We start from the raw sequence: 21,072 nt of genomic DNA on the forward strand, positions 1-21,072 counted from the left end.
AAAGGAGGTTACTGGCTACGTGGTTGATTATATCAAATTATTCGATAAAATTATAGAGTTTATCAATTGGGATACACTGAAATATTCAGTATTTAAACTAAATACTGACAATAAAGTTTCTAAGTTTTTCACAAAAGAACATTTAAAATCAATGATTTACTATCATATACTCCAAAAAGATAATTTAAGGGATCTAAGTTCTGGTATTTGTATGTCTAAGAAATTGAAAACAATCATCGTAAGTGTTAGTTTGGGTACCTTATCACATCACAATAACAAAAGAAATTTTGAAGTGTTTTTACCAATTTTAACTGAACTTATTAATAAAGCTGTAAATATAGGCTCAGTAAACGAATCGTTAAAACGTTTCGGACCTGTCAAGCTAATAGATTCAACCACCATAAGCATGAGTTTAAATCTTTATCACTGGGCACTATTTAGATCTACTAAAGCAGGTGTAAAAATTCATACAAGGTTTGATTTAAATAATGGGCTTCCGGATGCATTTGTTGTAACAAATGCTGTCGAACACGACAAGACTACAATGGATTCCTTGATGGATACGAAGCACTGTATCTATGTATTTGACAAAGCATATAGTGATTATAAAAAATTTGACCAATATACAAGAGATGAAAAATACTTTGTAACTAGATTAAAGGATAATGCAGTAGTAACTGAAGTCAAAGACTTAAGGATAAGCCGTAGTGATAACAGACTTTTGGATTTAGGAACTCAAATATTATGCGACAAGGTAGTAAAGTTAGGATCTCTATACACTTATCAGACCAAAGAGACTTATCGCCTTATAAAAATCTTAGACAAAACTGGTAAAGAGTTAACATTCATAACAAACATTGATGAACTCTTTAGTGAAGAAATAGCCCTGGCTTTATAAAAAACGCTGGGAAATAGAAATTTTCTTCAAGTGGATAAAGCAAAATCTAAAATTTAAAACCTTTATAGGTCGCTCACTTAATGCAATAATGATTCAGATAATTACTGGAATTATGACTTTTGCTATATTTAAGATTATAGAGAAATTAGTTGAAATAAAAATTTCACTAATTAATATTAAGAGAGCTATAAAAAATAATTTCTTTGAAATTTACGAAGCAAGCAAATTTAAATGGTCTGATATTTTTAATAGCTCCTAAATATGAAACTAAAATATAGTTTTTTTTAAAATTTACATTGAAAAATTCTGAGCCTACGTATGTTTTTACTGGAATTATATTCCTGACTATCGAATAAGACCTTTTTTAAAAAGTCAATGGAAATATTACTTAATGATTAAACAAAAGTGATGTTTTAAGATTATCTTTGGAGTAATTTATTGATAAAAATTACTCCAAAGATAATTTTTTTTTGCAAGCTACCTATTTTGTAAACTTAATAAGGTCGTCTTTCTTTAGTTATAACTTCCATATAGTGATGTCTTGCTGAGCTTATCAGTCTTGTAAGCGTTGATACAAATATTACTCCTAAAGCTAGTGTGCCTGCACTTGCTAAAGTAGTAAGTAAAGTGTTGAAAGATTTTGCGGTATCACCTCTAACAGCTTCATACATGGTATAGTACATGCCTCCGCCAGGTACAAGAGGTATTAGTGCACATATAACTATTGTTGTTACAGGAGTTTTTAGTATTCTTGCACAGGCTTCTGAGTATGCGCTGAAGACTATTGATGAAATAAATAATCCAACTATGTCTGAACCAGTAGATTGAAGAGCTAGCTTATATATAAGCCAGCTTATCATGCCTCCTATGGAAGCAAATATAAGGTTTTTTCCCTTAATATTAAATATAATACCAAAACCTAAGGTGGCTATAAGTGCAGCAATAGTTTCTTTTAGTAACATTTTAGATACCTCCGAAGTTCTTTAACCATAATATAAGAATCGCACCAGTTCCGACAGCTATGGAAATTGCTATAAGAAAAGCTTCAGCGGCTCTTGTAAGTCCAGAAACCAAATCTCCAGCTATTGTATCTCGTATTGCATTAGTTATAGCAAGACCAGGTACAAGAAGCATTACTGCACCTATTATGACTATATCTGTGTTTGAAGCCATTCCTAATTTCACTGAAACTAAGGCCATTCCAGCTACAATAGCACCACTTATACTATTTATAAAGAAGTCATTTATATTAAACTCATTGCAGAGATTAGAAAACAATTTTATTACTATACCTATAATAAAGGCAGCAATGGCATCTTTTATATTTCCACCAAATAGTATAGAAAAAGCAGCTGCACCCAAAGCTGAGAAAAACAGAGTTATCAGAGTGCTATATCTTTTACCATTTTCTATCTTAAGAAGCTCATCGTAGAACTGATCTACTGATAGGTTTTGGGTTTGTATGTTTCTCGATAGATCATTAACTCTAGAAATTTTCTCTAGGTTAACTGTGCGTTTATGGATTCTTTTTACCAAAGAAGTAGTCTTGTGATCTTCATCAGAAACCGTAGCCATTATACCCGTGGGAGTAACAAAGCTGTCTGCATGCTCTACACCGAAAGCTTTACAGATCCTCCAAATAGTTTCTTCAACTCTATAGGTCTCACCACCGCTTTCTAATATGATTTGCCCAGCAAAGGTGGCCACATGTAAGATTTTATTAATGTCCATGATAACCTCATTGTTTTAAATAAATTTTAGTCATTAAATAATTCCAGTTGTATTATAACACATAAATCAACTTAACTTAATTGGTAATTTTACATATTATAATACTATTCTAGCAAAGTAACATTATGGCTGTATTAACTTATGATAGTAGTTATGTTTTAAATTTGATTCTTCTTTAAAATTGTTTTATCTTAAACATTCTTTCGAAAAAATATATAACTTTAGTGCATATTGAAAGCTGATATAAACTTTTTCTTTATAATAAAGCCATGCAGCTATATAATGTAGCTATACCTAAAATAGTAATAATGAGATTTTTTTACAATAACACTGATTATAATGTTTTCATTCCATTTTTTATAATCATATTAAGTTGATTAAATTGTAATTAAAACTTATAATCTATATAAACGAAAGATTTTGGGGTGATAGAATGAATTTTAATAGTTTACAAAATAATGATCAGGATATTTTTAAGCTTGTAGAAAAAGAACTACATAGACAACAAGATGGTATTGAATTAATAGCTTCTGAAAACTTTGCTAGTGAAGCAGTTATGGAGGCAATGGGATCTTATTTAACTAACAAATATGCTGAAGGATATCCAAGCAAGAGATATTATGGCGGATGTCACGTAGTTGATGAGGTTGAAGAAATTGCTAGAGAAAGAGCTAAGAAGCTTTTTGGTGCTGAACATGCAAACGTACAGCCACATTCTGGATCTCAAGCTAACATGGCAGTATATTTTTCTGTATTAAATCCTGGAGATACAGTTTTAGGTATGGATTTAAGCAATGGCGGACATTTGACTCATGGCTCACCAGTAAACTTTTCAGGAAAATTATTTAAATTTGTTTCTTATGGAGTAGATAAAACTACAGAAACCATAGATTATGAAGAAGTTAGAAGAATAGCTTTAGAGTGTAAGCCTAAGATGATTGTTGCTGGTGCAAGTGCATATTCAAGAACTTTGGGTTTTCCTAAGTTTAGAGAGATTGCTGATGAAGTAGGAGCATACTTTATGGTGGATATGGCTCATATTGCTGGGCTTGTAGCTACTGGAGAACATCCATCACCAGTACCATATGCAGACTTTGTTACTTCAACTACCCATAAAACGTTAAGAGGACCAAGAGGTGGACTAATACTTTGTAAGGAAAAGTATGCTAAGGATGTAGATAAGACTATATTCCCAGGCATGCAAGGTGGACCACTTATGCATATAATTGCGGCAAAAGCTGTATGCTTTAAAGAAGCTTTAGAGCCTTCCTTTAAAGAGTATGCAACACAAGTGGTAAAGAATGCAAAGGTACTTGGAGAAGAACTTATAGCTAGAGGGTTTAAGCTAGTATCTAATGGTACTGACAACCATCTTTTATTGGTAGACTTAAGCAACAAAGATATAACTGGTAAGGAAGCTGAAATATTACTTGATTCAATAGGTATTACTGTAAACAAAAATACTGTACCTAATGAAACTAGAAGTCCATTTGTAACAAGTGGAGTAAGAATAGGAACTCCTGCAGTTACAACTAGAGGGTTCAAGGAAGAAGATATGAAGGTAATAGCTGAAATAATAGACTATGCTATAAGTAACAAGGATGGAGATCTTACAGTAGCAAAAGAAAAGGTTAAGGTTCTTTGCGATAAGTATCCATTATATAGATAATTATAAATAAAGAGATTCTATCAAATGTGAACCACTGAAGCTGACAATAGGTTACTGTATCGAAGCAAGATACTGCACTATATAGCTAAAGTGGTTCCTTAATTTGGTTAAGATAATATCTTAAATAAGTTTAACCTACTAATAAATAATAGCATAAATAAATATATAAGTATTTAAAGGAGAGAGTATATGGAATTTATAGATTTACACTGTGATACAGCATATAAACTTGTACATGATAAAACTGCAGGTTTAAGAAAAAATGACTTTTCTGTAGATATAGAAAAGCTTAAGAAAGGTAATGCCAGAGCTCAATTTTTTGCGTTGTTCTTAGAAAAAGATCAATGTGCTGATCTTAAAAATGACTGCCTTGATATGTACAAAAGATTAAAGGAAGAAATTGAAAAGAATTCTTCTGATATAGCTATAGTAAGAAACTATGAGGAGTATTCAAAGACTATCAAGGAAAATAAGCTTGGTGCATTTATTACTATAGAAGAGGGCGGAGCCATAAAGGGAAGCTTAGAAAACCTAAAAGAATTTTATGATTTGGGAGTAAGGCTTATAACCTTAACTTGGAACTTTGAAAATGAGATTGGATATCCTCATTGTAAGAAGGAGTTTAAGGAAAGGGGACTTAAACCATTTGGTATTGAAGCAGTTGAGATGATGAATGATCTTGGAATCATAGTAGATGTATCCCATCTTTCTGATGGAGGCTTTTATGATGTGGTTAAATACTCTAAGAAACCTTTTGTGGCTTCTCATTCAAATTCTAGAGTAGTTAGAAATCATTCTAGAAACTTAACTGATGAAATGATTAAGCTACTAAGCTCTGCCGGTGGGGTCATGGGATTAAACTTCTGTAGTGGATTTATGGGAACAACCAAGGTAGCTAGGATTGATGATATGGTTGAACATATAAAGCATATAAGACAAGTAGGTGGAATTGACTGTATAGCGCTAGGCAGTGATTTTGATGGAATAGAAAACGAAGTTGAAATAAAGGATGCTAGTGAAATGGGCAAGCTCGCAGAGGCTTTACTGAAAAATAATTTTTCTCATGAAGAAGTAGAAAAGATATTCTTTAGAAATGCGGAAAGAATAATAAGAGAAGTACTATAGATAGGTTACAGGGGATTATTTTATGAATGACTTAAGTGGAAAAGTGATTATGGTAACTGGAGCATCCAAGGGAATTGGCAAGGAGATAGCTATTAGTCTAGCTTCCAAGGGAGCATCCTTAGTGGTTAATTACAATAAGGATGAGCAAGGTGCTAAAGAAGTTGTTGAACTTATTAAAGCAAATGGTGGTTATGCTGTAGCATGCCAAGGAGACGTAGGGAAATATGTAGAAGCAGAGAGGCTTATAGAATTTACTATAAAAACCTTTGGAAAGCTAGATGTTCTTGTGAACAATGCAGGGATATCTTCTATAGGATTACTTATGGATATAAGTGAGAAAGAAATTAATAAGCTTATAGATACTAACATAAAGGGAGTTATATATACATCGAAGCTTGCTATTCCACATTTCTTGAGTAAGGGAAAAGGAAATATAGTTAATATATCTTCTATATGGGGCAAGAGTGGAGCTGCTTGTGAAGTTGTTTATAGTGCAACTAAGGGAGCAATAAATAGCTTTACTAAGGCTTTAGCTAAAGAACTGGCACCATCAAGCATAAGAGTTAATGGCGTTGCTCCAGGGGTTATAAATACAGCTATGAACAAATGGTTATCAGAAGATGAAGCAGCTGAACTTACAGAGGAAATACCTATGGGAAGATTTGGTGAAGGAAGTGAAGTGGCAGAAGTGGTAAGTTTTCTTTGCTCTGAGCAGTCTTCCTATGTAACTGGACAGGTGATAACTGTTGATGGCGGTATGATTTAAGAATTTATCACATCAATTTTTAAAACTCATTTTGGTTGTGAGGGAAGAATTTTTAAAGTGTAAATATTACTGCTAGATAATAAAGTTATATAGATTACAGTTAGAAATTTAAGGTGTACTTATATACAATCCTTATTGATAGGACTTATACTTAAAAGTTGATTCTATAACCATATATAATATTATACTTGATGTAGCTTTAATTATTACTGTAAGATATCTGCCTTATATGGAAGGACATTTATTATGTTTAATATAAAAATACTTGATTTATCTAAGATGGAAGACGTTAATTTTTTATGTGCTGTAGTAGTAAGTCGATATCAGGGTAAGTGGATCTTCGTAAGAGAAAAGGGCAAGGAAACATGGGAACTTCCAGGTGGCACTCATGAAAGTGGAGAATCTATAACTGAAACCGCTAAGAGAGAATTATTTGAGGAGACTGGAGCTATAAGGTTCAGTCTAGTACCAATAGCCATAACTTCTGTAAATATTGAAGGTAAAGAATCTTATGGACTATTATGCTATTCTGAAATAAGTGAACTAGGGAGGCTGCCAGAGTCAGAAATTGAAGAAGTTAAAATGTTTGATAACTTGCCGGATAAGCTAACTTATCCATCAATTCATGATAAATTATTTAATAGGGTAGTGGAGTATTGTAGTAGCCATATACTTTAATAATTTGATTTACTATTATAATTACTAAGTAAGATGATATATAAGATGATATAAATAAGTACCACTTCAATCAATAATATATTTTCAAAATAGCTCCTGCTATTGAGAGGAGGATTTGAAAATATAAATTTTATTATGAAGTGGTATTTTTATTGATTTATATATTGATTTAAAGTGATATCTGTATTATTTAATAATTAAAAATTAATTTGGTTTGTTATTCTTCCTCATTAGTGGTATTAGCTAAGGCTAAGTCAAAGAAGAATTCTACTCCCTTAGAGGTGTTTCTTACACCAAATGTACTGTTATGTTGATTAAGCATTTGCTTAACTATAGCAAGACCTAGACCGCTGCTGCCTTCAGCACGGCTACGAGCTTTATCCACTCTATAAAACTGAACCCAAACCTTTTCCAAATCTTCTTTATCTAAGAAAGCACCGGTATTTTCTATGGAAAACTGAACTCTTTTTCCATCTATACCTATAGTAATATTTATGGCTTCACCCTCATTAGTATATTTTATTGCATTAGTTATGAAGTTTGTTATAACACTCTCTATTTTAAATTCGTCTCCTAACACTAGAATATCACTTGTATCAGGATAGTTTTTGTTTATATTCAGGTTTCTTTCAGCAAAGTTATTTGCATATTTAAATAATATGGTGTCAGTCAAAGCTATAATATCGAAAGCCTCTATTTGAAGTTTGTTATTGTCAGATTCAAGCCTTGATAATTCTAGCATATCCATAACTAATTTATTCATCTTATTTGATTCATCAATTATTATATCTAAATAGATATCCTTTGCTTCACCTTCCACTATGTTATCCTTTAGTCCTTCGGCATAGCCTTCAATAATACCAATAGGGGTCTTAAGTTCATGAGAAACACCTGCTATAAAGTCCTTACGAATCTTTTCCAGCTTTCTTTCTTTTTCGATGTCCTCTTGAAGCTTTTTATTCTTGATAGTAAGATCAGTTAAAGACTTTGATAGGTTTTCTGATAAAAAATTTAAAGTGTTTGCCAGATTTCCTATCTCATCCTCTCTATCGGTAACACATTTCTCCGAAAAGTCCATAGAGGACATTCTGTGAGCTACATTATTTAATCTAACTAGAGGCTTAGATATTAAGTTTGAGTAGATAAAGGATAAGATAAGCCCAATAAATATTAAAGCTAAAAATATATATTTATAAAATTCTCCTATGATTGATGAAGCTTCCTCAACGCTTTGAAAAGAAGTCACCGCTATTATAATACAATCATTTTTTGATTTTAGGGACATAGGGCTGATTATAGCAATATGTCTTAGACCATCATTTGAGGTATCCGCATAGATCTTACTTAAGGACTTTCCGTCATTTAAGAAGCTATCTACACCTCCGGGGCTATCAGCAATACTTGTGAAAATGCTATTAAATATCTTAGAAACCACGTTCCTACTTGAATCTGGATTAGAGAAATAACGACCGTACCCATCTACAGAAAATATGCCTAATATGGAGTTGTTTTCATATCCGTAGGTCACTAAAGCTCTTGAAAGCACATCTTCATTAGGTATGTTATAAGAGTACTGACTCTTAAAGTTTTCAAGGCTTTTACTTAAAATTTTAGCCTTCTTATCAACATAAAAACTCTCAAAGAAGAATATCTGAAATATAGCTGCAGCCAGCATCAAACCTACAATCAATCCAAAGGTGATTACGAAGATTCTTTTTGATATACTTTTTTTCATTACTTCACCTCAAACTTATATCCACTTCCCCTGACGGTAGTTATGAATTCAGCCTTATCTAAAAGTTTCTCCCTTAGTCTTTTTATGTTTGTGTCTACAGTTCTGGAGTCTCCGTAGTAATCAATGCCCCAAACATTGTCTAGTATTTGATCTCTTGTAAGAGCAATACTCTCATTTGAAACTAAATAAAGAAGTAAGTCAAACTCTTTAGGGGATAGGTTGATTGTTTTATCATAAACTAGCACTTCGTGGGAAATCTTATTTATCTTAAGGCCATCATAGTCCATTATGTTTGTGTCAGTTTTATTGCTTGTTCTTTTAAGTAAGGCTTTTACCTTAGCTACTAAAACCTTTGGACTAAAAGGTTTGGTAACATAGTCATCGGCTCCTAATTCATAGCCTAGAAGTTTATCATCCTCTTCGCTTCTAGCTGTAAGCATAATTATAGGTGTTGTTGAAACCTCTCTAATTTTCTTACAGACCTCAAAACCATTAAGCTCAGGCATCATAATATCTAAAATAACTAAATCTATTTTTTCCTCAGCATAAATATTTAAGGCTTCTTTTCCATTCTTTGCTTCAAATATCTTAAAATCTTCCTTTATAAAATAGTCTCTTAAAAGGAATCTTATTCTAATTTCATCTTCAACTATAAGTAGTGATAAGGACATAGTTAACCCTCCTTGCAATTATTACACTTTTATTATACATAAGAAATGTGTCAATATGTAGACAATAAACAGAGTTTTATTATTTAATAAATATTTTTATCGTTAGTGGAAGTCATGTTTATATGGTAAGAGGATGGTGAGCATAAGTATTTTTGTAAGGTACAGGTTTTAACGTAAGCAAAGAATAAAAGCTATAGTAGGTCTACTGTAGAATGCTACTTATATATAGCGTTAACAGGCGTGGAGAAAATAGAAAGAAATTTGAAAGAATAAAAAATGCTAATATGAGTAATATCAGAAATTTTTTCGCATTGAGTTTATATTAATATTATTATAAAATGTATAGATAGAGTTGCTTAAATTCATTTGTATAGAATTAAAAGGTAAAAATGTGGATATATTTTATCGTGAATAGACAATTATCTATTTTAAAACAGAATGGAGATTTTTAATGTATAGATTGAACTTAGATAGTAATACTATAAAGCTTGAAAATGGCCTTACAATAATAACTGTAAAAAAGGAAACCCAACTTGCATCTATAAATGTAGGGGTTAAGGTTGGTTCCTTAAACGAAGGAATTAAAGAAAAAGGTGTGGCGCATTTTATAGAGCATATGTTGTTTAAAGGAACTAAAACCAGAGATAATAAGGCCTTAAATGACGAATTGGAGTTTTTAGGTGGAGAGTATAATGCATATACTGATTATTGCTCAACGGTATATGGTGTTACTTGCTTGCATGAAGAGATAGTAAAGGCTATTGAACTTTTAGCTGATATGGTTATAGCTTCAACTTTTGATAAAGAAGAACTAGAGAAGGAAAGAGGAGTAATATTAGCAGAAATCAAGACCAGTAAGGATGACATAGAGGACTTAAGTTTTAAGAGAATCAACGAAATTGCCTTTGAACATAGTCCTTTACGATATGAGATAAGTGGAGATGAAGAAAGTGTAGGCAGCTTCACTAGAGAAGACTTAGTGGATTTCTATAAGAGATTCTATACTCCAGACAATACCGTAATAACTATTGTATCTTCTTATGATCATGATGAGGCTATTAGCATTCTTTCTAAATATTTTGGCAACTGGAGTGGTAAGTTAGGAAGTAGTAGTTCTATAGCAAGAGAAAAAAATAAAGAAGTAACTTTAACTACTTATAAACGAGATATTGAGCTTAGTACAATAACTTATCTATATACTTTGGATCATATTGCTATTGAAGAGGAATTAGCGCTGAAGATACTAAACCATAAGTTTGGAGAAAGTGCGAATTCAATACTTTTTAGAGAACTAAGGGAGGAAAGAGGCCTTGCCTATGATGTATATACTAATTTGGATCTTGGAAAAGATATAAAGACCCTTTATATCTTTACCTCTGTTGAAGATGAAAACATTGAGGAAGCCTTAGATGCTATAGATGATTGTATTGAAAAGATTAAGCTAGAAGAGATACCTTTTCCTAAGAGCACCATTGAGCTTATGAAAAAGGTCCATAAAACTGCTGTAGTTTCCACTTTGGATGATAGTGCTGAACTTTCAAGTTATGTGCTTAATCAAGTGCTTGAAGGCGAGCCAATTGATGAATTTATACATGATATGGAAAGACTTAATCATATAGAGAATATTGATCTGTACAACACAGCAAGGAAGGTATTTAATAAGCCTACCATACACATTTTGAGAGCTGATAAGGAAGCAGAGGAAATAGATGAATAAAATTACCAATATAGAGGTACAAAAGAGAAACAAGAATAGAGTTAATGTATATATAGACGAGGAGTTTTCCTTTGCCTGCGAAGCAGAACTTATCTATAGATATGGTTTGAAAAAAGATACTGCAGTGGAAATAGATAAACTTAAGAGCATAATAGAAGAAGAAGATTTTCTGAAATGTAAGAATTCAGCTTTAAGGGTAATAGAAAGAAGCCACAAGACAGAGAAGGAAATAAAGGATAAGCTTTTTGAAAAGGGTTTTCCTGAACCTTTGATAAAAAGAACGTTAGAGTTTTTAAGAGAGTATAACTTTGTTGATGACAAAATGTATGTAGAGATGTACCTAAAGGAAAAGATAAACACTCAAGGCAAAAACAAGATTTATTATAATTTATTAAGAAAAGGTGTTTCAGAAGAATTATTAAAGGATAAAATAAATAATATAAATACTGAAGCAGAAAATGATGGAGCATATACTTTATGCAAAAAGAAATACGAATCCCTAGCTAAGAGGGAAGAAGATAAGTTTAAGATATCTCAAAAATTATTTAGATTTATGGCATCTAAGGGTTATGAATTTGATATGATTAATAGATTGATAAAAGAGGTTATGAATACAGATCAATTTATGGAGTAGATAACAATGAAAATAAATATTACAAACCTTATACTTATAGTGGTGTTTCTAATTCCTGTTATAACTGGTTTTATAAATAAGTTTAGTTCAGAGGATGCTATGGAGGAAATTTTAGATATAGAAAAAAGCATAGCTTTGTTTCTATCTATTGTTATTGCAATAGTGTATTGTTCTAAACAGGATCTATTGCCAAAGATAGTAGAATATCTAAGTAGTTTGTCTGACTACTTGGATACCTTATTAAATGGTTATAGACAAGTTAGTTATTACGGACTATTTCTTATTCTAATATATCTGACCTATAATATTATACTCTTAGTTATGAGAATACTTAATAAGCTTACAGTTCAACCTGTTATAAATACTTTAAACAGGTATTCTCAGAAAAAAGGGAGCACTTTTAGAGGTGTTATTGGAGCAATATTTTCATTGCCAAGAGCAATAATATTTTTAATAGTTGTTTGTATAACACTAAACTTTGCTAATTACCTTAGCTTTCCTAGCGATGTGAAAAAGTCAATAAATGAAAGCGCAATCTACAAGACCATAAGTCAAAATGTAATAAATCCTATTACAACTTCTCCTATAATGAAGGAAATACCAAGGGTATTAAATGATTCTCTTAAGATCAAAGTAGTAAGAGTTGATGAAAATCAAAACCAAAATGCTAAGACTAAGGATAACAGTAAGAGTAATAATCCTAGAGAAATAGTATATTATAATGGAGTAACCTTGGATCAAGGTATTAAATCCAATAATGAAATTAATCAAGAAGCTCTTAAGCTTACAAGATTTAAGAGTAGTGACAAAGAGAAAGCAAAGGCCTTGTATGCTTGGATTGGTACGAACATTGAGTATGATGACAATAAAGCAAGTGAGGTACTAAGTAATAATTTTGGAGTTCAATCTGGAGCTATACCTACCTTTGAAAGTAGGACAGGTATTTGTTTTGATTATTCTTGTCTTTATGTTGCAATGGCGAGAGCTGCGAACTTAAAGGTAAGGCTAGTCATTGGTCAAGGTTTTAATGGAGAACAATGGGTAAATCATGCTTGGAATGAGGTATTTATAAAAGATGAGAATAGATGGATTACAGTGGATACAACCTTCTATAAAGCCGGAAACTATTTCGATTCTAAGAGATTTTATAGTGATCATAAGATAGAAAAAATAGCAGGGGAATGGTAAAAGTATTTTTCTCAAAAGTTTTAAAGCACAGCTTTGAAATTAAATACGTGATTAATCGATGCTTCAATGAGTTATTCAAAGAATGACTAGAATTTATTTAATATATAAGCTGAAAAGTTTAAGACATATTAAAAAAAGTTAAAAGAAAACCGCTAATGAGAAGTCATTAGCGGTTTTTATACTTATTTACGATCAAGTTGATAGCTTTTTCACAATCCTTATCATTATTATCTAATGCCCACGCCATATTAAAGTAGCGTAATGCCTTTCGAGGACTATTAATCATTGAGTAACAATAGGCTAAATTAAAGAAATATTTGGCATCTAAGTTTAAATCTATAGCTTTTGTAAGCATTTCTATAGCTTTAGAGAAATCTTTTAATTTTATATAGCAGACACTTGCGTTGTAATAGGAATAAGGTTCATTATCCTTTTCTTCTATAGCCTTAATGTAATAGGAGAGGGCTTCCCCGTAATTTTTATTGTTATAAAGTTCATTTCCTTTAACAAAACTACTCATAAAAATCCTCCAATATTTTTACAACAAATGTAATTATTTCTCTTTAATAATTATTGACATAGTATATGAGAATATACATGTTAAAAATACTACTTACATAATTAACAAAAATATTCTATAATATATTAATGGTATTATTTATAATTACTTATTATTATTAGTTTGGAGATGAGAATATGACTAAGTTTCATATGGGACTCGATGTAGGCTCTACCACTGTAAAGATGGTTTTACTTGATAATCGTGACAACATAGTCTATAGCAAGTACAAAAGACATTTTTCAGATATAAGAAGCACTATAATAGCACTTATACGAGATGGGTATAAGCATGTGAAAGACGTTGATGTTACTGTAAATGTAACCGGTTCTGGTGGACTTTCAGTTTCGAAATGGCTTGATATAACCTTTATACAGGAGGTTATTGCTTGCACTAAGACAGTAGAAAGTTATATCCCAGAGACAGACGTTGTAATTGAACTAGGTGGAGAAGACGCAAAGATAACATATTTTGATGGGAATCTAGAGCAAAGAATGAATGGAAGCTGTGCTGGAGGAACTGGAGCATTTATAGACCAGATGGCATCACTGCTTAAAACCGATGCTAGTGGATTAAACGATATGGCTAAGAAGCACTCTGTTATATATCCAATTGCAGCTAGGTGTGGTGTGTTTGCTAAGACAGATGTTCAGCCACTATTAAACGAAGGAGCTAGAAAAGAAGATATAGCAGCCTCAATATTCCAGGCAGTAGTTACTCAAACAATCAGTGGACTTGCTTGTGGAAAGCCAATAAGAGGTAAAGTTGCCTTTTTAGGAGGACCTTTGTACTTTTTATCTGAGCTTAGACAAAGATTTATAGAAACTCTAGAATTAACAGAAGATGAAATAATATTTCCTGAGAACTCTCAGCTTTTCGTAGCTATAGGTGCTGCATTATCTTCAAAGGAAGATAATATAATACCTTACAAAAAGCTTCTTGAAAAAGTTAGTGAAATAAAAACAATGCAGTCAAATGAAATAGAGAGATTAGATCCTCTCTTTAAGAGCAAAGAAGATTATGACAACTTTAAAGCTAGACACGATAATGCAAAGGCTATTAGAAGAGATTTAGATAGCTATGAAGGTAAAGCTTATTTAGGGATAGACGCGGGATCAACAACCACTAAAGTGGTATTGATTAGCGAAAACAACGAAATATTATATTCCTACTATGGCAGTAACCAAGGAAGTCCTTTAAATAGAGTAATAGGTGTATTAAAGGAACTTTACTCAAAACTACCAGAAAAAGTTGAAATAGCTAATTCCACTGTTACAGGTTATGGAGAAAGTCTTATTAAAGCTGCTCTTCATATTGATATAGGTGAAATTGAGACCATAGCACACTATAAAGCTGCAGAACACTTCTTACCTGGAGTTGACTTTATATTAGATATTGGTGGACAGGATATGAAGTGCTTCAAGATAAAGAATGGAGTAATTGACAGTATTCTTTTAAATGAAGCTTGCTCATCAGGCTGTGGTTCCTTTATAGAAACCTTTGCAAATTCTTTGAATATGGAAATTGCAGATTTTGCTAAAGAGGCAGTTTTATCAGAAAGACCTGTTGATTTAGGTTCTAGATGTACAGTGTTTATGAATTCAAGAGTTAAACAAGCTCAGAAGGAAGGAGCTTTAGTGGGAGATATTTCCGCTGGTCTTTCTTATTCAGTAATAAAAAATGCTGTATTTAAGGTTATAAAAATTAGAGATCCTAAGGAACTAGGTAAGAAGATAATCGTTCAAGGTGGTACTTTCTACAATGATGCAGTACTTAGAGGCTTTGAGTTAGTTTCTGAAAGAGAAGCGGTAAGACCAGACATAGCTGGGCTTATGGGAGCTTTTGGAGCAGCAATAATATCTAAGGAAAGACTTGAAGAAGGAAGAAAGACAACCTTACTTGCAAAAGAACTGTTAGAAAGCTTTACTATAGATACTGATTTAAGAAGATGCGGACTTTGTGGAAACAACTGCTTATTAACTATAAACAAGTTCTCTACTGATGAAGAGTACATATCTGGTAATAGATGTGAAAGACCACTAGGCAAAGATAAGAAGAAGAATGACATACCAAATTTATATGATTATAAGCTAAAGAGAACTTTTAGTTATAGACCGCTTAAGAAGGAAGAAGCAAAGAGAGGAACCATTGGAATTCCTAGAGTTCTTAATTTCTACGAGAATTATCCATTTTGGTTTACTATGCTAACAAAGCTTGGTTTTAGAGTTGAACTTTCACCAATATCATCAAAGAAAATTTATGAGCTTGGTATAGAGTCAATTCCTTCAGAATCAGCTTGCTATCCTGCTAAGATTGTTCATGGACATATAGAAGCTTTAATAGAAAGAGGAATAAAAAATATATTCTATCCAAGCGTTGCCTTTGAACAAAAAGAATTTAAGGAAGCAAACAATAATTACAATTGTCCTATGGTAACTTCCTATCCAGAAGTTATTAAGAACAATATGGATGTTATAAAAGAAAAAGACATAAACTTCCTTAATCCATTCTTCTCTCTAAACAATAAGGAAAGATTGTATAAGAGAATAGAAGAAGAATTTAAAGGCTTTAATGTAACTGCAGCAGAAGCAAAGGAAGCAATTGATGCTGCGTGGGAAGAAAGAGAGCAATATAAGAAAGATATACAAGCTAAGGGTGAAGAAGTACTAGAATACTTAGAGAAAACTGGTAAAAAGGGTATTGTACTAGCTGGTAGACCATATCATATAGATCCTGAAATAAATCATGGTATTCCAGATGTTATCACAAGCTTTGGGATGGCAGTACTTACTGAAGACAGTGTAAGCCATCTAGGAAAGGTTCAAAGACCACTTAGAGTAGTGGATCAGTGGGTTTATCATTCAAGACTTTATGCTGCTGCTAGCTTTGTAGCAACTCAAGAAAATCTTGAATTAATTCAGCTAAACTCCTTTGGTTGTGGATTAGATGCAGTAACTACTGATCAGGTTCAAGAAATCTTAGCAAGTGATGGTAAGATATACACTGTATTAAAGATAGATGAAGGTAATAACTTAGGAGCTATAAAGATAAGAATAAGATCCTTAAAGGCTGCTTTAGAGGAAAGAGAAAGAAATGGTTATGTTCCACATAAAGAGGATACAAGTTACCATACAGTTCCTTTCACTAAAGAAATGAGAAAGAATCATACTATCTTGGCACCTCAGATGTCACCTATACACTTTGAAATAGTTCAAGTAGCTTTTAAAGCAAGTGGGTATAACATGGAAGTATTGCCTTCTACAGATAAACAAGCTGTAGAAGAAGGATTGAAATTCGTAAATAACGATGCTTGTTATCCATCAATAATAGTTGTAGGTCAGATGATTCATGCACTTAAGTCTGGAAAGTATGATCCAGCCAACACTTCAGTTATAATAACTCAAACTGGTGGTGGATGTAGAGCAACTAACTATGTTGGCTTCTTAAAGAAAGCCTTAAGAGAAGCAGGATATCAAAATATTCCTATAATATCATTAAATGCTGTAGGATTAGAACCACAGCCAGGCTTTAAGATAACTCCAAAGCTTCTGGATAAGGCATTGATGGCTTTAGTTTATGGTGACCTTTTAATGAGAGTTCTGTACAGAGTAAGACCTTATGAGAAGGTTAAGGGATCAGCTAATGCTTTATATGAAAAGTGGAATAATCTAGCTAAAGAAAATGTTAAGAATGGTGGACATAGATTATTTAAGAACAATGTAAAGAGCATAATAAGAGAATTTGACAGTCTAGAATTAAATGATATTGTTAAGCCTAAAGTAGGGGTTGTTGGTGAAATTCTTGTTAAGTTCCATCCGACAGCAAATAACGATATAGTTAACCTGCTTGAAGAAGAAGGTGCAGAGGCAGTTGTGCCAGATTTACTTGATTTCTTCTTCTACTCAGCTTATGATCAAGACTTTAAGTATAAGTATCTGTCCTTTGGCAAGATGGGAAGAGATTTATCAAACGCTGCAATTTGGTTCATGGAAAGATACAGAAACACAATGAAGGAAGAACTTGTAAGAAGTAAGAGATTTTCTCCGCCAAAGCATATAAAAGAACTTGGAAAGCTTGCATCTAATATACTATCTCTTGGACATCAAACCGGAGAAGGTTGGTTCTTAACAGCAGAAATGCTAGAGCTTATTGAAAGTGGGGTTAATAACATAATTTGTATGCAGCCATTTGCTTGTCTTCCGAACCATGTAACTGGAAAAGGGATGATTAAGGCTATAAGACATAAATACCCTATGTCCAATATAACTGCAGTAGACTATGATCCAGGTGCTTCAGAGGTTAATCAGCTTAACAGAATAAAACTAATGCTTTCTGTTGCTTTTAAGAATCTTAAAGAGCAAAATGAAGTGAAAAAAGAAGCCTTTGAAGAAGTAGCATCAGCTAAAAAATAGTCATGGAATAGTTGACAAAAATTGATGTTGTAATATAATATTACTATAATTTATATGAAAAAGCTTTGAAAAAGAGGAGTAAAAGCATAGAACATAGCAAGAGAGAGAAACCCGTAGGCTGTAAGGTTTTTTGTATGGTGTGCTTTGAAGGTAGCTTTTGAGCTTCTCTGTTGAAAGATACAAGTTTAATTCTGGTTAATTATTGGGATATGACTTCTAAAGTAGGCAGAGACGGTAGCGATATCGTTAAAGGTTAAAGAGCTCTTAACTTATTAGTTGAGAGAAAAAAGGTGGTACCGCGAGTCTTCGTCCTTTTATGGATGAAGGCTCTTTTTTTATTGTTTAGGAATCACATATGAATGCTAAACATCTCATAAAAGTATAACGAGAGAGCTTGTCTTTTTCATAGGAAAATATGAAATTTTTTGATAGCCAAACCTAGCAATAGCAAGAATTTAGAACAGATAGTTAGGGTGAAGAGCAAAAAAATCTTATTAGCCTGCCAGTTTTTTGTATAGATTCAAAAAGGCAGATGGCAAAAAATTAGATTGGTAAAAAGTTCACTGAAGGAGTATCTTCAGAGACACTTTCATAATAATTTAAATTATTTACCGGGAAATTAAGGAGGAATCTAGATGCTAGAAGAAAAGAACATTGCAACTACCTATAATCCAAAAGAATTTGAAGAAAGACTTTATAAGAATTGGGAAGAAAAAAAATATTTTACTCCTGAAGTTGATAAAGATAAGAAGTCATATACAATAATAATGCCACCACCAAATATAACAGGTAAGCTTCATTTAGGGCATGCACTTGACAACACGCTTCAAGATATGCTTATAAGATTTAAGAGAATGCAAGGTTTTAGTACTTTATGGCTTCCAGGTGAAGACCATGCAAGTATAGCTACTGAGGTAAAGGTAGAAAATGAACTATTAAAGCAAGGTCTTAAGAAAAAAGAAATGGGAAGAGAAGCTTTCTTAGAAAAGGTTTGGGAATGGACTGATGAGTACAGAGAAAGAATAAGAACTCAGCTTAAGAAGATGGGCTGTTCAGCAGACTTTACAAGAGAAGCCTTCACAATGGATGAAAACTTAAATAAAGCTGTAAAGCATGTATTTGTTAAGTTATATAATGAAGGACTTATATATCAAGGAAACAGAATAACTAACTGGTGTCCTAAATGTGAAACTGCATTATCTGATGCAGAAATAGAGTACGAAGAGCAAGAAGGAAGCTTCTGGCATATCAAGTATCCTGTAAAAGACTCTGAGGAGTTCTTAGAAATAGCAACTACAAGACCAGAGACTTTACTAGGTGATACAGCAGTTGCAGTAAATCCTAATGATGAGAGATTTAAGCATCTTATAGGAAAAACTCTAATACTTCCATTGGTAGGAAGAGAGATACCTGTAGTAGCTGATGACTATGTTGACATAGAGTTTGGTACTGGTGCAGTTAAGATAACTCCAGCTCACGATCCTAATGATTACGAAGTAGGTAAGAGACACAATCTTCCTCAAATCAGAGTTATGGATGACAAGGGAACTATAAATGAATTAGGTGGAAAATATCAAGGTTTAGATAGATACGAAGCTAGAAAGCAAATGGTTAAGGATCTAGATGAACAAGGGCTATTAGTAAAGATTAAGCCACACACTCATAATGTTGGAACTCATGATAGATGTGGTACTGTAATAGAGCCAATAATATCAAAACAATGGTATGTTAAGATGGAATCCTTAGCAAAACCGGCAGTAGATGCAGTAAGAGAAAAGAAGACAAAATTCATACCAGAAAGATTTGAAAAAATCTACTTTAACTGGATGGAAAATATTCAAGATTGGTGTATATCAAGACAATTATGGTGGGGCCATAGAATACCAGTATGGTATTGTAAGGACTGTGGAGAGATAATAGTTTCAGAAGAAACTCCAACTTCATGTTCAAAATGTCATTCTGAAAGTTTATATCAAGAAACAGATGTACTTGATACTTGGTTCTCATCTGCCTTATGGCCTTTCTCAACTCTTGGATGGCCAGATAATACTGAAGATTTAAAGTACTTCTATCCAACAAGTACTTTAGTTACTGGGTACGATATAATATTCTTCTGGGTTGCAAGAATGATATTCTCAGGTCTTCACAACATGGGAGAAGTTCCATTTGAGAATGTATTGATTCACGGAATCATAAGAGACTCAGAAGGAAGAAAGATGAGTAAGTCTCTTGGCAATGGTGTAGATCCATTGGATGTAATCGAAACTTACGGTGCAGATGCTTTAAGATTTATGCTTGTAAATGGTAATGCTCCAGGTAATGATATTAGATTCTACCCAGAAAAGGTTGAATCAGCTAGAAACTTTGCAAACAAGATATGGAATGCTTCAAGATTTGTTATGATGAATCTTGATAGAGAGCTTATGGATAAATATAAGGATTGTACAGAATACAGCTTAGCTGACAGATATATTTTATCAAAGCTTAACACTATAGTTAAGGAAGTAACTGACAACATTGAAAACTTTGAGCTTGGTATAGCATTACAAAAGGTTTATGACTTTATGTGGACTGAGCTTTGTGACTGGTATATAGAGCTTGCAAAACCTGTTCTATATGGTAACGATGAAAAGTCAAAGGGTGTTGTATATAATGTATTGTTCAAGGTCCTTACAACTGGACTACAGCTTTTACATCCAGTTATGCCTTTTATAACTGAAGAAATATACACTCACTTAGATGCAGAGTACGAATCAATAACTATATCAAAGTGGCCTGTATATGATGAAAAGCTTCATGATGACATTGCAGAAAAGGATATGACTTTCATAATAGAAGCAATTAAATCATTAAGAAACGTAAGAGCAGAGATGAATGTACCTCCATCAAGAAAAGCTAAGGTTATAGCTTATATAGCTGAGGAAAGTAAGAGAGCTTTCGAAAACGGTAGATCATATATAGAAAAGCTAGCTTCAGCTTCAGAAGTTATATTTATAGGAGATAAAAAGGAAGTTCCTGAAAATGCTGTTTCTGTTGTAGTTCAAGGCGGAGAGTTATTCATGCCTTTACTTGATCTAGTTGATAGAGAAAAGGAATTAGAAAGACTAAACAAAGAAAAAGCTAAGCTTGAAGGTGAAATACAAAGAGTAGAAAAGAAGGTTAACAATCCAGGCTTTGTAAACAAGGCTCCTAAGGAAGTTGTAGATGCTGAAAGAGCAAAGGGCGACAAGTATAAAGAAATGCTTGAAGCAGTACTTGCAAGAATTAGCTCACTTTAATAGGTAATTGC

Annotated in this window: 16 protein-coding genes and 1 other annotated feature; of the genes, 11 read left to right on the forward strand and 5 right to left on the reverse strand. The window is 32.7% G+C overall.

The window, feature by feature from the left end; all coding sequences use genetic code 11:
* Positions 1-19: 19 nt before the first annotated feature.
* On the forward strand, positions 20-898 hold the full coding sequence (locus C1I91_RS09855; protein WP_238475955.1) for an IS4 family transposase: 879 nt from the start codon (positions 20-22) through the stop codon (positions 896-898).
* An 88-nt stretch (positions 899-986) separates the two neighbouring features.
* On the forward strand, positions 987-1,157 hold the full coding sequence (locus C1I91_RS28770; protein WP_238475907.1) for a hypothetical protein: 171 nt from the start codon (positions 987-989) through the stop codon (positions 1,155-1,157).
* Positions 1,158-1,392: 235 nt separating this feature from the next.
* Here the strand turns inward: C1I91_RS28770 and C1I91_RS09860 are convergent, their stop codons facing one another.
* Both C1I91_RS09860 and C1I91_RS09865 read right to left on the reverse strand, forming a co-directional pair.
* On the reverse strand, positions 1,393-1,860 hold the full coding sequence (locus tag C1I91_RS09860) for a threonine/serine exporter family protein (RefSeq protein ID WP_128212724.1): 468 nt from the start codon (positions 1,858-1,860) through the stop codon (positions 1,393-1,395).
* 1 nt (position 1,861) lies between these two features.
* Complete coding sequence (locus C1I91_RS09865; protein WP_128212725.1) at positions 1,862-2,629, reverse strand: threonine/serine exporter family protein; 768 nt, start codon at positions 2,627-2,629, stop codon at positions 1,862-1,864.
* Between the two features lie 433 nt (positions 2,630-3,062).
* Here C1I91_RS09865 and glyA point away from each other — a divergent pair, with 433 nt between their 5' ends.
* From glyA to C1I91_RS09885, 4 genes are all read left to right on the forward strand, one after another.
* Positions 3,063-4,298: a serine hydroxymethyltransferase gene (glyA, locus tag C1I91_RS09870; RefSeq protein ID WP_128212726.1), complete on the forward strand. Its 1,236-nt coding sequence runs from the start codon at positions 3,063-3,065 to the stop codon at positions 4,296-4,298.
* Positions 4,299-4,487: 189 nt separating this feature from the next.
* Positions 4,488-5,423, forward strand: coding sequence for a dipeptidase (locus tag C1I91_RS09875; protein ID WP_128212727.1), 936 nt, complete (start codon positions 4,488-4,490; stop codon positions 5,421-5,423).
* A 22-nt stretch (positions 5,424-5,445) separates the two neighbouring features.
* Positions 5,446-6,189 (forward strand): elongation factor P 5-aminopentanone reductase, encoded by a 744-nt coding sequence (gene ymfI / locus C1I91_RS09880; protein ID WP_128212728.1) that lies wholly within the window; start codon positions 5,446-5,448, stop codon positions 6,187-6,189.
* A gap of 246 nt (positions 6,190-6,435) precedes the next feature.
* Positions 6,436-6,867, forward strand: a complete 432-nt coding sequence (locus C1I91_RS09885) for an NUDIX hydrolase (RefSeq protein ID WP_128212729.1) — start codon at positions 6,436-6,438, stop codon at positions 6,865-6,867.
* 217 nt (positions 6,868-7,084) lie between these two features.
* Here the strand turns inward: C1I91_RS09885 and C1I91_RS09890 are convergent, their stop codons facing one another.
* Together C1I91_RS09890 and C1I91_RS09895 are read right to left on the reverse strand one after the other, a co-directional pair.
* The gene (locus C1I91_RS09890; protein ID WP_128212730.1) at positions 7,085-8,602 is read right to left on the reverse strand and encodes a sensor histidine kinase; all 1,518 of its coding nucleotides are present in this window, start codon (positions 8,600-8,602) and stop codon (positions 7,085-7,087) included.
* The gene (locus C1I91_RS09895) at positions 8,602-9,273 is read right to left on the reverse strand and encodes a response regulator (RefSeq protein ID WP_128212731.1); all 672 of its coding nucleotides are present in this window, start codon (positions 9,271-9,273) and stop codon (positions 8,602-8,604) included. The genes C1I91_RS09890 and C1I91_RS09895 overlap by 1 nt, the downstream gene beginning before the upstream one ends.
* A gap of 451 nt (positions 9,274-9,724) precedes the next feature.
* On the opposite strand from C1I91_RS09895, the gene C1I91_RS09900 reads away from it, so the two are divergent.
* Genes C1I91_RS09900 through C1I91_RS09910 form a run of 3 tightly spaced genes read left to right on the forward strand, consistent with a single transcriptional unit; the run spans position 9,725 to position 12,812 of the window.
* Positions 9,725-10,990: a M16 family metallopeptidase gene (locus C1I91_RS09900; protein WP_128212732.1), complete on the forward strand. Its 1,266-nt coding sequence runs from the start codon at positions 9,725-9,727 to the stop codon at positions 10,988-10,990.
* Positions 10,983-11,624 carry a recombination regulator RecX gene (gene recX, locus C1I91_RS09905; RefSeq protein WP_128212733.1) on the forward strand — a complete coding sequence of 214 codons (642 nt, stop codon included), beginning with the start codon at positions 10,983-10,985 and terminating at the stop codon, positions 11,622-11,624. The genes C1I91_RS09900 and recX overlap by 8 nt, the downstream gene beginning before the upstream one ends.
* Before the next feature lie 6 nt (positions 11,625-11,630).
* The gene (locus C1I91_RS09910) at positions 11,631-12,812 is read left to right on the forward strand and encodes a transglutaminase domain-containing protein (RefSeq protein WP_128212734.1); all 1,182 of its coding nucleotides are present in this window, start codon (positions 11,631-11,633) and stop codon (positions 12,810-12,812) included.
* Positions 12,813-12,978: 166 nt separating this feature from the next.
* Here C1I91_RS09910 and C1I91_RS09915 read toward each other — a convergent pair whose 3' ends face one another.
* A complete protein-coding gene (locus tag C1I91_RS09915) occupies positions 12,979-13,332 on the reverse strand; it encodes a tetratricopeptide repeat protein (protein WP_128212735.1) in 354 nt (117 codons plus the stop codon).
* 176 nt (positions 13,333-13,508) lie between these two features.
* Here C1I91_RS09915 and C1I91_RS09920 point away from each other — a divergent pair, with 176 nt between their 5' ends.
* Entirely contained in the window at positions 13,509-17,783 is a 4,275-nt protein-coding gene (locus C1I91_RS09920) for a 2-hydroxyacyl-CoA dehydratase (RefSeq protein ID WP_128212736.1), read from the forward strand.
* A gap of 56 nt (positions 17,784-17,839) precedes the next feature.
* Positions 17,840-18,100: a binding site (T-box leader), on the forward strand.
* A gap of 318 nt (positions 18,101-18,418) precedes the next feature.
* Positions 18,419-21,061, forward strand: a complete 2,643-nt coding sequence (locus C1I91_RS09925; RefSeq protein ID WP_128212737.1) for a valine--tRNA ligase — start codon at positions 18,419-18,421, stop codon at positions 21,059-21,061.
* Positions 21,062-21,072: the final 11 nt, after the last annotated feature.

The sequence above is a fragment of the Clostridium manihotivorum genome (assembly GCF_004015185.1).
GTDB classification, from domain to species: Bacteria; Bacillota; Clostridia; order Clostridiales; family Clostridiaceae; genus Clostridium_AR; species Clostridium_AR manihotivorum.

Coding starts and splice junctions, on each gene's coding strand:
- C1I91_RS09910 (WP_128212734.1), top strand. CDS start 11,631: ATGAAAATAAATATTACAAACCTTATACTTATAGTGGTGTTTCTAATT.
- C1I91_RS09895 (WP_128212731.1), bottom strand. CDS start 9,273: ATGTCCTTATCACTACTTATAGTTGAAGATGAAATTAGAATAAGATTC.
- C1I91_RS09885 (WP_128212729.1), top strand. CDS start 6,436: ATGTTTAATATAAAAATACTTGATTTATCTAAGATGGAAGACGTTAAT.
- C1I91_RS09925 (WP_128212737.1), top strand. CDS start 18,419: ATGCTAGAAGAAAAGAACATTGCAACTACCTATAATCCAAAAGAATTT.
- glyA (WP_128212726.1), top strand. CDS start 3,063: ATGAATTTTAATAGTTTACAAAATAATGATCAGGATATTTTTAAGCTT.
- C1I91_RS09890 (WP_128212730.1), bottom strand. CDS start 8,602: ATGAAAAAAAGTATATCAAAAAGAATCTTCGTAATCACCTTTGGATTG.
- C1I91_RS09900 (WP_128212732.1), top strand. CDS start 9,725: ATGTATAGATTGAACTTAGATAGTAATACTATAAAGCTTGAAAATGGC.
- recX (WP_128212733.1), top strand. CDS start 10,983: ATGAATAAAATTACCAATATAGAGGTACAAAAGAGAAACAAGAATAGA.
- C1I91_RS09875 (WP_128212727.1), top strand. CDS start 4,488: ATGGAATTTATAGATTTACACTGTGATACAGCATATAAACTTGTACAT.
- C1I91_RS09915 (WP_128212735.1), bottom strand. CDS start 13,332: ATGAGTAGTTTTGTTAAAGGAAATGAACTTTATAACAATAAAAATTAC.
- C1I91_RS09860 (WP_128212724.1), bottom strand. CDS start 1,860: ATGTTACTAAAAGAAACTATTGCTGCACTTATAGCCACCTTAGGTTTT.
- C1I91_RS09865 (WP_128212725.1), bottom strand. CDS start 2,629: ATGGACATTAATAAAATCTTACATGTGGCCACCTTTGCTGGGCAAATC.
- ymfI (WP_128212728.1), top strand. CDS start 5,446: ATGAATGACTTAAGTGGAAAAGTGATTATGGTAACTGGAGCATCCAAG.
- C1I91_RS28770 (WP_238475907.1), top strand. CDS start 987: ATGATTCAGATAATTACTGGAATTATGACTTTTGCTATATTTAAGATT.
- C1I91_RS09920 (WP_128212736.1), top strand. CDS start 13,509: ATGACTAAGTTTCATATGGGACTCGATGTAGGCTCTACCACTGTAAAG.